The organism is Aureicoccus marinus, assembly GCF_002954325.1.
In the GTDB taxonomy this organism is placed as follows: Bacteria; Bacteroidota; Bacteroidia; order Flavobacteriales; family Flavobacteriaceae; genus Aureicoccus; species Aureicoccus marinus.
Map to the genome: position 1 here is coordinate 1,605,865 of NZ_MQVX01000001.1, position 15,044 is coordinate 1,620,908.

Consider the following 15,044-nt stretch of genomic DNA (forward strand, 5'->3'; position numbering starts at 1 on the left):
GCGCAATGATTTTGGACAAGGACAGCGCCAATAAAACGGCTGAACTACTCTTACAAATAAATGCAATTCAGCTGAGACCGGAAAATCCCTTCGTTTGGGCTTCTGGCTGGAAGTCACCGATCTATTGTGACAACCGCATACTACTCTCCTATCCGGTAATTCGCAATTTCATTAGAGAAGAGATGGCCAAGCAGGTGGATCACCTCTACGCCAAGCCTGACGTTATTGCTGGTGTAGCGACAGGTGCTATTGGAATTGGCATCTTGGTAGCCGAAGCTTTGGGACTGCCTTTCGTATATGTTCGGCCAGAACCCAAGTCACATGGCCGCAAAAACCAGATCGAAGGTCTATTGAAAAGTGGCCAATCCGTTGTAGTCATTGAAGACCTGATCAGTACGGGTAAAAGCAGCCTTAACGCAGTAAAAGCATTGCGTGATCACGGAGCTACGGTTAAAGGTATGATCGCGATTTTCAATTATGGTTTTCCGGTTGCAGAAAAGAATTTCAAGGAAGCCAATGTGGATTTGCACTCCTTGAGCAATTACGATCACCTTTTGCATTTAGCCAAAGACACCCGATACATCCAAGAAAAAGAAGTTGAAACCCTTCTGGCCTGGAAAGAGCAGCCAGAAAAATGGAAAGTGGACTAGCATGCATATCGAAACCGACAAAAAGACTGTAGAGAAATCTCAACAAGAAACCTTTGACTTTTTGAGTGACATCTCCAATTTTGAGCAACTCATGCCTGATTCACTTCAAAAATTTGAGGTACTAGCCGAAGACACTTTTCGTTTTGGCTTATCCGGAATGCCAGAAATTGTTCTCAAACTCAAGGAACGCACTGCCTACGATAAGGTCGTCTTGGGAGCGGCAAGCGACAAACTGCCTTTTACCTTAACTGCCCATATTACTGCTTTGAGCGAAAACAGCAGTGAAGTACAATTGAGTTTTGCCGGAGAATTTAATGCGATGATGGCCATGATGATCAAAACGCCAATCACCAACTTTATCGAAGCTCTTTCCGGAAACTTGAGCAAAATCGCTTAAGAAGAATAGATCATCTCTACCTCTTTGAGGTCGTATAAGCGCTGTTCTCCACTTTTCAATTCCAAGCGTAATTTACCGGATTCTTCCACTCCTTGTACCTGCGCCTGAAAGACTTCACTTTTAGGTTCTCGGAAGTCATTCCATTGATCCTTACCAAACAAACGAGATTCGTACTCCTCTTTAAGCAAAGGAGAGCGTGGACGCAGAGAAAGAGGCTCTAAACGCCTTTTCCACGCTTCTACAAACGCTTTGGACATCTTCTCCAAATGATAGGGCCCTGGTGCGCAATGAATCAGGGACCGGGCTTGAGGTAAGTCGGTAAATTCCTCTTGGTGAACGTTTAGACCCAGTCCAACTATTGCGGAGTTCAGAAACCTTCCTTTCAATTGATTCTCAATAAGAATACCCCCAACCTTGTAAGCAGATGACAAAATGTCGTTCGGCCACTTTACTGACAGTTCTGGAAGCCCATAGGCTTCCAATACATCCAAAACCCCCAAAGCGACCCCCATATTCAGTTCAAACTGCCGACTTGCTTCCAAGGAATTCGGAAGATGCAAATAACTCATTGTCAAATTTTTACCTCCTTCGGATTGCCAAGTAGTACCCCGTTGTCCTCGGCCTTGGGTTTGTCTTTTTGTGGTAACTGCAACCTCCTCAAAGAAAGGCACTTCTTCCAATAATTTTTTTAGATAAGCGTTCGTGGATGGAGTGGCATCAAGTTTGATCCATTTCATAGCGTAAGTCGGTTATCAAACTCCTTGAATGTAATGTTAAAATGGAGACCCGACAAATCAAAAAAGAATTAACTTTGTATAAAGCTAAAATTCCTGAATGCAGAAGACCCAAACGAGCGCAGACGAGCTAATATCTCTAATCATTAACGGTATTGAAGAAGTTAAAGGAGTGAACATAAATCTCCTGGATTTAAGAGAAATAGACAACACGGTTTGCGACTACTTTGTGATCTGCAATGGTACCTCCAACACCCACGTCAACGCGATTGTTTCTTCCATCCAAAAAACCGTGAGTAAAGCTATTCACGACAAACCTTGGCATGTGGAAGGAGCTGACAATGCGGAATGGGTCCTCATGGATTACGTCAATGTCGTGGTTCATGTTTTTCAAAAGCAAGTCCGGGAATTTTATGACATCGAAGGCCTTTGGGGAGACGCCAAAGTGACCATGGTGGAAAGCAGTTATAACTAAGAAATGGCAAAAGACAACAATACCCCCCCACAGCAACCAAAAAAATCCAGATTCTCCTCTTGGTGGATCTACGGGATAATCCTCACCCTGTTTATCGGATTCCAATTCTTTGGAGGGTCAGGCCTATCCAACACAGAAAAGACAACTGTGTCTGAGCTCAAAGAATATTTGCGCAATGGAGATATTGATGAAATTCGAATCATCACCAATACCCGTCAGGCAAAAGTGTTCCTGACCGAAGAGGCCTTGGCCAAAGAGGTGCACGAAGGGGTTTCTGAACCCTCCATCATCCCGGGACCGAACTTGGCTCCTCATTATATTTTGGATTACGGGGACCTCCAAAATTTTGAGGACGACATCAATCAAATCAAACAGGACAACAACCTGGAAACCAAAATCGATTTCGATAAAGAAAACACCCGCTTAGGGGATTTTATCTTCTCCCTACTCCCCTTTGTACTCATCATTGGTATTTGGATTTACCTTATGCGCAGAATGTCTGGCGGTGCCGGAGGTGGTGCTGGAGGACAAATTTTCAATATCGGCAAATCCAAAGCGAAACTCTTCGATGAGAAGTCCGACACCCGAACTTCTTTTAAAGACGTTGCTGGATTAGAAGGTGCAAAGGAAGAAGTACAAGAGATTGTAGAGTTTCTTAAGAACCCCGATAAATATACCTCTCTCGGAGGTAAAATTCCAAAAGGAGCCCTTTTAGTAGGCCCTCCAGGAACCGGTAAAACTCTTTTGGCTAAAGCTGTAGCAGGGGAAGCGAAAGTTCCTTTCTTCTCCCTCTCCGGATCTGATTTTGTCGAAATGTTCGTGGGGGTTGGAGCCTCCCGTGTCCGTGATTTGTTCAAGCAAGCCAAGGACAAGGCACCTTCCATCATTTTTATCGATGAAATAGATGCCATTGGACGCGCTCGTGGAAAGAACAACTTTACGGGTTCCAACGATGAGAGAGAAAACACTTTGAACCAGTTACTAACCGAAATGGATGGTTTCGGCACCAATACCAACGTAATTGTATTGGCCGCTACCAACAGAGCTGATGTACTGGATAAAGCCCTCATGAGAGCTGGTCGATTCGATCGTCAGATCTATGTAGACCTGCCTGATCTCAAAGAGAGAAAAGCCATTTTTGAAGTACACCTTCGTCCGATTAAAACATCAGAAACCCTTGATCTGGACTTCCTTGCACGTCAGACCCCCGGATTCTCAGGTGCGGACATTGCAAATGTTTGTAATGAAGCAGCGCTTATCGCAGCTCGAAAAGAGCGCAAGTCGGTTACGCGGCAGGACTTTCTTGACGCCGTTGACCGTATAGTTGGTGGTTTAGAGAAAAAGAATAAAATCATCACTCCCGACGAGAAAAAGCGTGTGGCCTTCCATGAAGCGGGTCACGCCACAGTGAGCTGGATGTGCGAGCATGCTGCTCCACTGGTCAAAGTAACCATTGTTCCTCGAGGCCAATCATTGGGGGCTGCTTGGTACTTGCCGGAAGAACGCTTGATTGTAACTCCAGAACAAATGCTTGATGAGATGTGCGCCACCATGGGAGGCCGCGCAGCCGAAAAAGTAATTTTTGACAAAATTTCGACTGGTGCTTTGAGCGACCTGGAAAAAGTAACCAAACAAGCTCGAGCCATGGTGACCATTTACGGTCTTACAGAAACACTGGGCAATGTGACTTACTACGATTCTTCAGGGCAGTCAGATTACGGCTTTGCCAAACCATACAGTGAAGAAACGGCTCAACTGATCGACAAAGAAATTTCTCGAATTATCGAAGAGCAATATGCTCGTGCCATTGAGATCCTCAATCAGAATAAAGAAAAACTGACGGACCTGGCCAATCGACTTCTAGAAAAAGAAGTGATCTTCAAGGATGACCTTGAGAAAATCTTCGGGAAACGTCCTTTTGATAAAAAGGAAAACATCGAAGATGACACCATTGTGAACGATACCAGAAGTGAAGGCTCTGAAGAGTCAGGAACTACTGAGAATTCTTCTCCGGAGGAATCTCCGTCTGAATAAATCTTTTAGATTTGTGATCGATGGGAGTATTCGATAAAATCTTTGGCGGAGGCAAGAAAGTGTCCAAGGAAACCTTGGAAACAGGTGGGGACCACGTTCCTCACAGAAAGCTTCCCGTCGACGAAAAATTCACCATTCACTTCAAGAAAAACGGCGGTAAATTTATCTACTGCGAAGACTTCAGCGAAGTAGTTCAAGGCCTAAAAGATATCCTGGTTGAAAACAACTGGAGCAACGACCTCCTGTATTGTCTGAATCACAGATTGGAAGAACGCTTTGATGAATTGTTGTTCTTTACAGAAGACCGCCGGGAAAGTGATATTTTTCTAACGACCTGTGAACACCTTGTAGCGCACAACGGCTCCATCCTGGTGTGCTCAAAGCAGATCAAAGGCAAAAAGCTATCTGAATTACCGCAAAACCTCATTGTATTTGCCACCACAAGCCAGATGGTGGATACGATTAGTGAGGCGCTCAAAATCATCAAGAAAAAATACAAGGGAGATATCCCCGATAACATTACCACCTTAAAACACTTCACGCTTACCCCTGACAACCAAACGGATTTCCTCTCCTATGGTAGCGCGTCTAAGAATGTGTATTTATTACTACTAGAGGATTACTGATAAAAGAGCTTTTTCGTGCAACGCATCATTACCGGTTCTGTTTATGTTGGTTTGCTCCTACTCTGCATCTTTTGGGGGTTCGAAACCTATGCCGGCTTGATTTTCATTTTTGGTTTGGCTTGCCTGTACGAACTCAAGAAGATCATCAAATTAAAGTCTCCTCTGGTTTACCTCTTGTACATCGGCCTTTGTGCCTATTTCTACTGGATGCCCTATGGTGACTATGAACTCTGGGGAATGCTGGGCCTGACCTTGCTCATACAAAGTCAGTTGATTTTTTCCCTTTTTAACCCCAGCGCAAAAAGATTGAATACCCTAAAGAAGACGGGGCTTTCCTTTTTTTACGTGGGAGGCGGTATTTTGTTCTTGATTCTGCTTTCTCGGGTGACCGGAGAGTACAGTCCCGAACTAATCACCGGTGTGATGTTTCTGATGTGGACCAACGATAGCTTTGCTTACTTGGTGGGCCGCAGATTCGGCAAACACAAATGGGTACCCCAAATCTCCCCAAAGAAATCCGGAGAAGGCTACATCGGCGGATTGGTCTTCTCTCTTTTGATGGCCTGGGGCATTAGTATTTATGTACCTGTACTAACATTAACGGAATGGCTTTTTCTGGCCCTGGTCGTTATCGTTTTCGGGAACCTAGGCGATTTGGTCGAGTCCAGTTTTAAACGGAAAGCTGGGGTAAAAGACAGCGGAGACCTCCTTCCTGGACACGGAGGTTTACTCGATCGCTTGGATAGTTTGCTAATTGCTGCTCCGTTTGCATTTTTGATGCTACATTTGCTCCACTATGTTTCATCGTGAAGGACAACGCATCATTACGGTAACTTTGATTGCCGTCATCGCCATCATACTGTTGGCGAAATTTCAATTGGATATTTTCTGGCTAAGGGTCGGCGTTCAGTTCGTCGCTATTGTAGCACTATTGGCCGTACTGCAATTCTTTAGAAATCCTGTTCGGGAAACCAATCCGCGATTCCACGAAATTCTTTCTCCCGTCGACGGTAAGGTCGTTACGGTAGAAGAGGTGGAAGAAACGGAATACTTCAAAGAGAAGAGGCTCCAGGTCTCCATCTTTATGTCGCCGCTGAATGTCCACGTAACGCGCTATCCTGCCAGTGGTGTGGTAAAGTACTCCAAATACCATCCGGGCAAATACCTAGTGGCTTGGCACCCCAAATCCAGTACCGATAATGAGCGGACTACCATCGTTGTAAATACCCCGCGCTTTGGTGAAATTCTATACCGACAAATCGCTGGAGCGGTTGCCCGACGCATTATTAATTATGCGGTAACCGGCCAGCAAGTAGAACAGGGGCAAGATGCCGGATTTATCAAATTCGGTTCTAGGGTAGACCTTTTCTTGCCGCTAGATTGTAAAGTGGCTGTTCAAATTGGACAGAAGGTCGTCGGCGGAACCAGTGTTATTGCCGAAATGGGAGAGTTGCAAGTCGATGAGGAAAACTCAGAAGCCATTCTCAGAGCGATGGGCAAAAGCATACGCAGTTCCTGGGAGTGGAACAAGGATACTTCTTCCAAGGACAGTTAAATCCCCGATCATGGCGGCAAAGTCACGCATCAAGTTAGAATTTGAATGGGCTGTTCAGTTCATCAATAATTATGCGGAACCAATTCCTCCAGATACCCTGCTCAAACTCTACGCCTTCTATAAAAAAGGAAACAACCAAGGAGGAGGTCCGGGTCGGAAGGGAATCCCACTGATCAACGCTTTCAAGACCAACGCGCTTATTCAAACACAAGACCTTAGTGAAGAAGAAGCGATGAAAAATTACATCGAACTCGCTAAAACGATGGGGATGCCAGAAATGGACTAACTCTCAGCACTTTTACGGAATTCAAAAAGGCAAAAGTAAGCCACCCACAGGGCGTTCAGGCCAAAATAGAAAGCCATCCACAGCCAGGCATTCTCGCCAAAGGAGTTTAATCCAAACCAATCTCCTTGAACATAAAGGATTCCTAGCCCAAAAAGAGAGCGAACAAGTTCCCAATACATGGACCAGATTTTACGATCCATGACCGACGTAAATCCGAAAATAGCGGTTATGATCATAAGACCGTATAACAACTGTTCATTACGAGTTAAATCGGCAAAGACCCCAAACAAAAAGAGCATTAGGGCCGTATTGAAAAGCAACTGAAAAACCGCGTAAAACTGCAAGCCTCTACTCGCCTTTGGAGCGTATTTTTCAAAATCGTAGACATTGGCGATTCCTTCTCGCGGAAAACGCTCCGCCACATCGGCAGGTCTCCAACCCGTAGGCATAAACCAAACCCTTGCCTTGTCCCACCAGCTCCGAGCATACCAGGCATCGAAGGCCAAACGTCCAAAATGTTGGAAATTGATCAATACCGGGTTCCAAGTATTGACAGGCTTCAGCACCCCATATTGGGGAGCACCTCTTCCAACTCTTCTTGGAATGTACCAAACAAGCGATCCCAAACACAGAAGATCTGCCCTAAATTCTTATCGATATACTCCGGATTAATGGCGTGATGCACACGGTGCTGTGAAGGGGTCACGATCACCCATTCCAACCACCCCATCTTTCCGATGTGCTGGGTATGATACCAAAACTGTGCGAATAAATGCAGCGGGGCCAGAATAGCTATTACTTCTGCCGGAACTCCCAATAGGGCGGCGGGCAGTAAGAGTAGAGGAAAATAACCGATTACATTGGAGATGGACTGGCGAAGAGCGCAGGCCAGGTTAAACTCTTCACTGGAATGATGCACTACATGCTGATTCCAAAGAATATTGATGTGGTGACTCAAACGGTGATTCCAATAACCCGCGAAGTCCAAGGCGATAAAAGCAATGACCCAGACATACCAGGCGTTGCTCAATTCCATCATCGATAATCGATCGACCAGAAAAGGATAGGTCACCAAAATCACGGCCAGTCCTAAAGAATCTTTGATGATATTGGACAATCCAGAACTCAAGCTGCTGACTGTATCCATCAGACGGTGCTTCTGCTTCTTCACCAGTGCCCCATACCCGACTTCGAGCAGGACCAGGACGATAAAAAAAGGAATCGCGTACAGGAGAGCGGTTGCATAGGTTTCCATTAGCCTAAATTAGGCAATCTTATCCAATTTCAGTGACTTTTTGGTCTAGCCCAACTGCTCCAAACTTTTCTCCAGGGTTTCGATCTTGGCCTCGGCATCGCTGGCTTTCTTTTTCTCGATCTCTACCACCTTTTCGGGGGCATTTTGCACAAAACGTTGATTCGATAATTTCTTCTGAACAGAGGCTAAAAAGCCTTTGGTATAGTTGAGTTCTTCCAGGATCTTTTGCTTTTCGGCCTCCAGATCAATACGACCACTTACCGGAACAAAATACTCCAGGGCCCCTACCCGGAACCCGACACTTCCCTCTGGCTGCTCCTCACTAAAGAGAATTTCTTCCATATTGCCCAGCTTACTGACCAAGGATTGGTAGTACTGAACAGCAGGATCTGAAGTTGGAGCCACAAGTTTAAGGGCCTCCTTTTGAGCAATTTGCTTGTCTTTTCGAATGGTTCTGATCCCCGCAATGACTTCCGTAAAATGGGCAAAATTCTGAAGTACTTCGCTGTTCAAAGAGTCCTCTACCTGAGGCCAAGACTGCAAACACAAGGACTCCCCTTCCGCCCGATCTTCCAATCGTTGCCAGATCTCTTCCGTTAAGAAGGGCATGAATGGGTGGAGTATTCTCAGGTTTTGGTCAAAAATCGACAATACCTCCTTCAAGGTTTCTTGATCAACCGGGCTTTGGTAGGCCGGTTTCACCAATTCGAGGAACCAAGAACAGAAATCATCCCAAATCAATTTATAGGTCGCCATCAGTGCGTCTGATATGCGGTATTTGGAGTAGTGATCTTCAATTTGTCCGAGCACTTCCTGGAATCGCTGGCGGTACCACTCAATACCTAAGCGTGCAGATTCCGGCTGATCGATATCGGCCACCTCCCAGCTCTTGACCAAGCGGAAAGCGTTCCAGATTTTGTTCGCAAAATTCTTGCCTTGCTGGCAGAGATTCTGATCAAACAAAAGGTCATTTCCGGCAGCCGAACTCAGCAACAGTCCAACACGCACCCCGTCTGCTCCGTATTCTTGAATGAGTTTCAAGGCATCGGGGGAATTTCCGAGCTGCTTGGACATCTTACGTCCTTTTTCGTCCCGAACCAATCCGGTCAAATAAACGTTGCGGAAAGGAGGTTGATCTCGTAATTCATAGCCAGAAATGATCATACGGGCCACCCAGAAAAACAAAATATCCGGACCCGTTACCAAATCACTGCTGGGGTAGTAATACTGCACCTCTTCATTCTCTGGTTCCAAGACACCCCCGAATACGCTAATCGGCCAGAGCCAAGATGAGAACCAGGTATCCAAAACATCCGGATCTTGGCGTAGGTCTGCTGCGGTCAAATCTTTTCCGGATTGGCTTTTCGCCACTTCAAGGGCCTTTTCAGGAGTCTCTGCAACGACAAAATCATTACTTCCTTCGCCGTAGTAGTAGGCGGAATCTGTTGCCCCCACCACAACTGACGCGAAATATTCCAATCCCGGATGTTTTCCATCCAGTGGCGGTAGGTGTTTTCGAACTTTTTCGGAAACAGACGTACTTCTTCCGTTTCTAAAACCGCCTTCAGAGCGGGTTCGGCCAAATCCTCCATCTTGAGGAACCACTGTTCCGACAGTCTGGGCTCGATTACAGCCTTGGTGCGCTCCGAAGTTCCTACATTGTTGGTATAATCTTCGGTTTTAACCAACTGGTCTTTTTCCTCTAATTCTTTCGCAATAGCCTTTCTAACGGCAAAACGGTCCTGACCTTCATAATGCAACCCATGATGATTGAGTGTTGCGTCCGGGTGAAAAATATCAATAAAATCTAGTTGGTGCTTTTCTCCGAGCTCTTTGTCATTGATGTCATGAGCAGGAGTCACTTTTAGGCAACCTGTACCAAATTCCAAATCCACATAAGAATCGGTGATGATCGGAATCTCGCGACCCGCAATCGGGACTATCGCTTTTTTACCGTGGAGATGCTTATATCGTTCGTCCTCAGGGTGAATACAGATCGCCGTGTCCCCCAATAAGGTTTCGGGTCGTGTGGTCGCTATGGTCAATTTCTCGTCCGAATCCACCACATCATAAGCTACATAATAGAGTTTACCATTGCGTTCCTCATAGATCACCTCTTCATCCGAGAGTGTCGTTTGGGCTTCCGGATCCCAGTTGACCATGCGGTAGCCTCTATAAATTAGTCCTTTTTCAAAGAGATCCACAAACATTTTGATCACCGAGCTGACATATCGTCATCCAGGGTAAACTTGGTGCGTTCCCAATCACAGGAGCAACCCAATTTTTTCAGTTGTTTTAGAATAACTCCCCCGTACTCGTCCGTCCAAGCCCAGGCATGCTTGAGAAACTCCTCCCGAGATAAGGTCGACTTCTCTATACCTTGGGATTTTAAATGCGCTACCACTTTGGCTTCTGTGGCAATACTCGCGTGGTCGGTTCCAGGAACCCAACAGGCATTAAGGCCTTTTAACCTGGCTCGTCGTATCAATACGTCCTGAATAGTGTTGTTCAACATATGCCCCATATGCAAAACCCCAGTCACATTAGGAGGGGGAATCAGTATGGTGTACGGCTCTCTTTCGTCTGGTACAGAGCGAAACATATGGTGTTGCATCCAGTAGTCATACCACTGTGATTCTACCTGAGACGGATCATATTTTGATGGAATATCCATGATTTCGGTACAGTTTTTGGACTTCACTCGTTGTCTGATATAAAAAAACCGGAAAAAGCATTCCGGCTTCAGGCAATTGTAGTGAATACGAAACAAAAATAACGAACGTTATTACATAACAAAAGAATTTTGGGAGCAGGAGCTTTTCTCCTAATTTTGAAAATTCGATTAAACTAAGTAAAGATGAAAAAAGCAGTACTTTTCTTATTTCTCGGTTGTTTTGCACTTGCGGTTAACGCCCAAGACAAGGTGGCCAAAATTGAGTTTAAGACCGAAACCATTGATTACGGAAAAGTGGAGCGCGGCAGCAACGGTGTTCGCACCTTTGAATTCACCAATACAGGTGCTATACCTTTGGTGATTACCGATGTAAAATCAAGTTGTGGATGTACAATCCCTAAAAAACCTGAGGAGCCTATTGCCCCTGGTGAAACCGGTATTATTGAAGTAAAATACGATACCAACAGAGCCGTTGGTCCTTTCCGTAAGGCCATCACGGTAACTTCCAATGCAGATACACCCACCAAGGTGTTGAAGATAAAAGGAGAATTGGTAGAAGGAGCCAAGTAAACGGCTCACTTCACAAGAATTAGAACCCTGATCCATAATGGTCAGGGTTTTTCTTTGAATACATCTTTCAGCAAGAAAGAGAAGGACAACTCCCGGTTGTAGCGCTCAATACGTACTTTAACACGCTTCCCTTCCCGTTCATTCAACATCTGAATGATTTCCTGCAGCTTATACTCGTGGACCTTCCTTCCATTGACAGCCAAGATGATATCTCCCTGCTGTAAACCGGCCTCATCTGCCGGACTACCCGCTCGAATACCCGAAACAACAATCTCGGGAACTAAACTGATACGGGTGCGGGGTTCTAAAAGGATTTTAACGCTCCCAATAGCCGTTCTGTCGTCGGTCTTTACTCGTCCGTGAACATCAGCAATCCGCTCTCGGATTAGGCGCACCCCGTTGTGCTGTATATCAATACCCGCCAGGTTGTACTGGAAAGGATCCTTGTAATACCCGTTCTTTTTGAGATACAGGCGGCTGTTTTTGTAATCCACCACCAGGTTAAACCTTTTGAGCACCTCTCCCCCCACACTGCCATTGCGATCCTCCAGGTTGATGATATTGGCAAAGGAATCTCGGAAAGGAAAAGCGGCTTTGGTTTCAATGAGCTGGTAATTCCCGATTCGGAAAGCTTTAATCTTGGTCCGGAGTCCGTGTATTTCACCACTGAGCCCCTTCCCAAGAAATTCTTCAAAGCTCTTTTCGGGCACATCCAGACCCTGCTCCAGGTCTCTAAACAGCCATATGGCATCGCTACTGCCCGTATCGACCAGCAACTTCACTTCCCGTTCTGTATTGTCTTCCAAGGTGACGACACCTTCCACAAAAGCCTTCTTCTTTTGGAGAATCAGGGGGATCTCCTGCATTTTTCTGAGTTTATCAGTTTTGAGGGTCCCCTGCTTGTGAAAGCGAATGTACTTCTTGCTGTAGTTGACCTCAACGGTAAAAGAACGGAATACTTCCCAACCAATAATCCCGTGGACCGGGCGGCCCAAGGAAGCAGAAAGGTTCAGTTCACGGTCTAAAACAACGAACATATTCTGATTCATCGATCGGGCTTTACCGATCGCAAACTGATTATTCTCGGACTTTAAAGCTTCAATGGGAGGGCCATCTCCCAGGCCTTTTAGACTGATGGTCGAAACATCATTGATTTGAATGGAATCCTCATCGGTCAGGTTGAATAAAATAGGACTGCTCACCCCCGAATCCAGAATAAAGGAGAGCTCCGACCCATTGACATCCATCGGAATAATGATTAAGTTATTGACCAATTCAAACCGAATCTTTTCTTGCTCGACTCCTTTGGGCAGAAGAAAACGCTGAGCACTGACCCAACTGACCATCCCGAGCAAACACACAATCAACATCCCTTTTTTCATATGCCAGAAATTTCCTTCATAAGGTACAAAAAACCCATGTCTTTTGCTTTCTCCTCCCCTATTTCTCATTTTTGTAATCTATTATTGATCCCTTATGCCGAGTATTTCAGAAAAAGGGCTGCAGATGCCCGCTTCCCCCATCCGAAAACTAGTCCCTTATGCAGAGGCCGCAAAGGCTTCAGGCAAAAAGGTTTTACACCTGAATATCGGGCAGCCGGATATCCGCACCCCTAAAGAAGCCTTAGATGCTGTGCGCCAAGCGCCGATTACAACACTGGCTTATAGTCGAACAGAAGGATCAGCTGAATACCGTTCAAAAATTGCGCAGTACTACGCCAAACACGGAATTGCAGTAGAAGGAGAACACATTATCGTCACCACTGGAGGTTCCGAAGCCCTTTCCTTTGCCATGGGTACCATTGCTGACCCCGGAGATGAAGTCATCATTCCGGAGCCGTTCTACGCCAATTACAATGGCTTTGCGCAAGCCAACGGGATTACCGTCAGAGCAGTCCCTTCTCGATTTGAAGATAATTTCGCCTTACCCCCAATCCCGGAGTTCGAAAAGCGGATCAACCAGAAAACCAAGGCCATTCTTTTATGTAATCCAGGGAACCCCACCGGGTACCTTTACACCCAGGAGGAAATTGAGCAATTGACTGCCTTGGCACTTAAACACGATATTTTCTTGATAGCCGACGAGGTGTATCGGGAGTTTGCCTACGACGGCCGAAAACACCATTCCATCATGACCCAAGCTGGGCTAGAGAACCACGCTATATTAGTGGACTCGGTATCCAAGCGCTACAGCATGTGTGGAGCCCGCATCGGATGCCTTGTTTCCCGAAATAAGGAAGTCATTCAAGCCAGTTTAAAGTTTGCTCAGGCAAGACTTTCCCCCCCGACCTTGGCCCAAATCGCCAGTGAAGCAGCTCTGGACACTCCAGAGCAGTATTTTACAGAGGTCATTGGTGAATACGCCGAACGAAGAGATATTCTTATCGCTGCTTTAGAAAAGGCCGAAGGCATCCGTGTAGCGAATCCGGGAGGAGCCTTTTACTGTATTGCTGAGCTGGAGGTTGACAATGCAGAAAATTTTGCTCAGTGGTTGCTTCAGGACTTTGATATCGATGGAGAAACGATTATGGTTGCTCCGGCAGAAGGATTTTACTCGACCCCCGGGCAAGGCCGTAATCAGATTCGAATTGCCTATGTTTTGGAAAAAGACAAACTAAAGAGGGCCGCCCATATTTTGGAAGCCGGCCTTCAACAATACAACAAAGCGTGACGATCCACGAGAACTACTCGCTAAAAAATTACAACACCTTTGGCATTGATGTCAAGGCCCGGTTTTTTGCAGAAGTAACTGGCCTGATGCAATTGCGCAAATTGTTAGACCTCAGTGTTTACCCCAATCGTTTTGTCTTGGGTGGAGGCAGCAACCTTCTCCTCATTGATGATATCGACGCCTTAGTGATGCACATTGCACTCAAAGGGATTCACATTTTTGAAGAAGAGGAAGACTATGTCATCATCAAAGCCATGGCCGGTGAGAATTGGCATGAGCTCGTACTCTGGTGTTTAGAAAAAGACTATGGAGGAATCGAAAACCTTTCCTTGATCCCCGGAAATACAGGAACAGCACCCATACAGAATATAGGTGCGTACGGCGTTGAACTCAAGGATGTGTTTGTCAGTTGCGAAGCAATGGATATGGAAAGTCTCGAATTGGTAGAACTCACCAAGAAAGATTGCCAATTTGGCTACCGTGATTCGATTTTTAAAGGGGTTGCCAAAGGAAAATACATCATCACCTCTGTCAAACTAAGGCTGACGAAAAAAGCCCACATTATTCGGACAGATTATGGAGGGGTTCAGGATCAACTCGAGCAAATGGGGATTAAAGTTCCTGGGATTCAAGAAGTCTCTAGGGCTATCATCCATATCCGCCAGAAAAAACTTCCCGACCCGAGCTTACTGGGCAATAGCGGGTCTTTCTTTAAGAATCCAGTCCTCGAAAAGTCTCGACTACTCCCTCTACAGGATAAGCACCCGGAAATGCCGGTATACGAAGTATCTGAAACCTTGGCCAAATTGCCTGCGGGCTGGCTGATTGATCAGTGCGGCCTAAAAGGCTACAGACAAGGAGACGCTGGCGTACACGAGCGACAAGCGCTGGTCTTGGTGAACTATGGAAATGCGAGCGGACAGGATGTCTTGCAACTCGCCAGGACGGTCCAAGACCGGGTCGAGAAAGAATTTGGAATTCGTCTGGAACCAGAAGTGAATATATTGCCCTAAAAAAGGAAAGACCCCTGTAGGATTATTTTCCTCCAGAGGTCATACCAAACCAAACTAACCAAATTTATTTCAAAGCCTTTCGAATTCGCTGGAAGGCATTTTTTT

The 15,044-nt window shown here is 45.9% G+C and carries 14 protein-coding genes and 2 pseudogenes; 11 read left to right on the top strand and 5 right to left on the bottom strand.

Annotated elements, in window-relative coordinates:
- Window positions 1-5: 5 nt before the first annotated feature.
- Entirely contained in the window at window positions 6-650 is a 645-nt protein-coding gene (pyrE, locus tag BST99_RS07485; protein WP_105001244.1) for an orotate phosphoribosyltransferase, read from the top strand.
- 1 nt (window position 651) lies between these two features.
- Entirely contained in the window at window positions 652-1,047 is a 396-nt protein-coding gene (locus tag BST99_RS07490) for an SRPBCC family protein (RefSeq protein ID WP_105001245.1), read from the top strand.
- Here the strand turns inward: BST99_RS07490 and BST99_RS07495 are convergent.
- Window positions 1,044-1,784: a biotin--[acetyl-CoA-carboxylase] ligase gene (locus BST99_RS07495; protein ID WP_105001246.1), complete on the bottom strand. Its 741-nt coding sequence runs from the start codon at window positions 1,782-1,784 to the stop codon at window positions 1,044-1,046. The genes BST99_RS07490 and BST99_RS07495 overlap by 4 nt on opposite strands.
- Window positions 1,785-1,881: 97 nt before the next feature.
- Between BST99_RS07495 and rsfS the strand changes: the two genes are divergently transcribed.
- The 6 genes and pseudogenes from rsfS to BST99_RS07525 all read left to right on the top strand — a co-directional run bounded on the left by rsfS (window position 1,882) and on the right by BST99_RS07525 (window position 6,757).
- Entirely contained in the window at window positions 1,882-2,256 is a 375-nt protein-coding gene (gene rsfS / locus BST99_RS07500) for a ribosome silencing factor (protein ID WP_105001247.1), read from the top strand.
- A gap of 3 nt (window positions 2,257-2,259) precedes the next feature.
- Window positions 2,260-4,290, top strand: a complete 2,031-nt coding sequence (gene ftsH, locus BST99_RS07505; protein WP_105001248.1) for an ATP-dependent zinc metalloprotease FtsH — start codon at window positions 2,260-2,262, stop codon at window positions 4,288-4,290.
- Between the two features lie 20 nt (window positions 4,291-4,310).
- Entirely contained in the window at window positions 4,311-4,916 is a 606-nt protein-coding gene (locus BST99_RS07510) for an LUD domain-containing protein (RefSeq protein WP_105001249.1), read from the top strand.
- A gap of 15 nt (window positions 4,917-4,931) precedes the next feature.
- Window positions 4,932-5,726: a phosphatidate cytidylyltransferase gene (locus BST99_RS07515; RefSeq protein ID WP_105001250.1), complete on the top strand. Its 795-nt coding sequence runs from the start codon at window positions 4,932-4,934 to the stop codon at window positions 5,724-5,726.
- Window positions 5,713-6,357 (top strand): annotated as a pseudogene (locus tag BST99_RS07520) (phosphatidylserine decarboxylase family protein); the annotation flags it as partial. The gene BST99_RS07515 and the pseudogene BST99_RS07520, both read left to right, overlap by 14 nt.
- 124 nt (window positions 6,358-6,481) lie before the next feature.
- Window positions 6,482-6,757, top strand: coding sequence for an acyl-CoA-binding protein (locus BST99_RS07525; RefSeq protein ID WP_105001252.1), 276 nt, complete (start codon window positions 6,482-6,484; stop codon window positions 6,755-6,757).
- Here the strand turns inward: BST99_RS07525 and BST99_RS14925 are convergent.
- The 3 genes and pseudogenes from BST99_RS14925 to BST99_RS07535 form a co-directional block, all read right to left on the bottom strand.
- Window positions 6,754-7,290: a hypothetical protein gene (locus tag BST99_RS14925; protein WP_317046128.1), complete on the bottom strand. Its 537-nt coding sequence runs from the start codon at window positions 7,288-7,290 to the stop codon at window positions 6,754-6,756. The genes BST99_RS07525 and BST99_RS14925 overlap by 4 nt on opposite strands.
- A 26-nt stretch (window positions 7,291-7,316) precedes the next feature.
- Window positions 7,317-8,012 carry a sterol desaturase family protein gene (locus BST99_RS14930; protein ID WP_317046129.1) on the bottom strand — a complete coding sequence of 232 codons (696 nt, stop codon included), beginning with the start codon at window positions 8,010-8,012 and terminating at the stop codon, window positions 7,317-7,319.
- A gap of 45 nt (window positions 8,013-8,057) precedes the next feature.
- Window positions 8,058-10,686 (bottom strand): annotated as a pseudogene (locus BST99_RS07535) (valine--tRNA ligase).
- Window positions 10,687-10,869: 183 nt separating this feature from the next.
- Between BST99_RS07535 and BST99_RS07540 the strand changes: the two are divergent.
- On the top strand, window positions 10,870-11,256 hold the full coding sequence (locus BST99_RS07540) for a DUF1573 domain-containing protein (RefSeq protein ID WP_105001253.1): 387 nt from the start codon (window positions 10,870-10,872) through the stop codon (window positions 11,254-11,256).
- A gap of 41 nt (window positions 11,257-11,297) precedes the next feature.
- Here BST99_RS07540 and BST99_RS07545 read toward each other — a convergent pair whose 3' ends face one another.
- Window positions 11,298-12,638 (bottom strand): PDZ domain-containing protein, encoded by a 1,341-nt coding sequence (locus BST99_RS07545; RefSeq protein WP_245916212.1) that lies wholly within the window; start codon window positions 12,636-12,638, stop codon window positions 11,298-11,300.
- Window positions 12,639-12,732: 94 nt separating this feature from the next.
- Between BST99_RS07545 and BST99_RS07550 the strand changes: the two genes are divergently transcribed.
- Both BST99_RS07550 and murB read left to right on the top strand, forming a co-directional pair.
- Window positions 12,733-13,926 (top strand): pyridoxal phosphate-dependent aminotransferase, encoded by a 1,194-nt coding sequence (locus BST99_RS07550; protein ID WP_105001254.1) that lies wholly within the window; start codon window positions 12,733-12,735, stop codon window positions 13,924-13,926.
- Window positions 13,923-14,939 carry a UDP-N-acetylmuramate dehydrogenase gene (gene murB / locus BST99_RS07555; RefSeq protein WP_105001255.1) on the top strand — a complete coding sequence of 339 codons (1,017 nt, stop codon included), beginning with the start codon at window positions 13,923-13,925 and terminating at the stop codon, window positions 14,937-14,939. The genes BST99_RS07550 and murB overlap by 4 nt, the downstream gene beginning before the upstream one ends.
- Window positions 14,940-15,044: the final 105 nt, after the last annotated feature.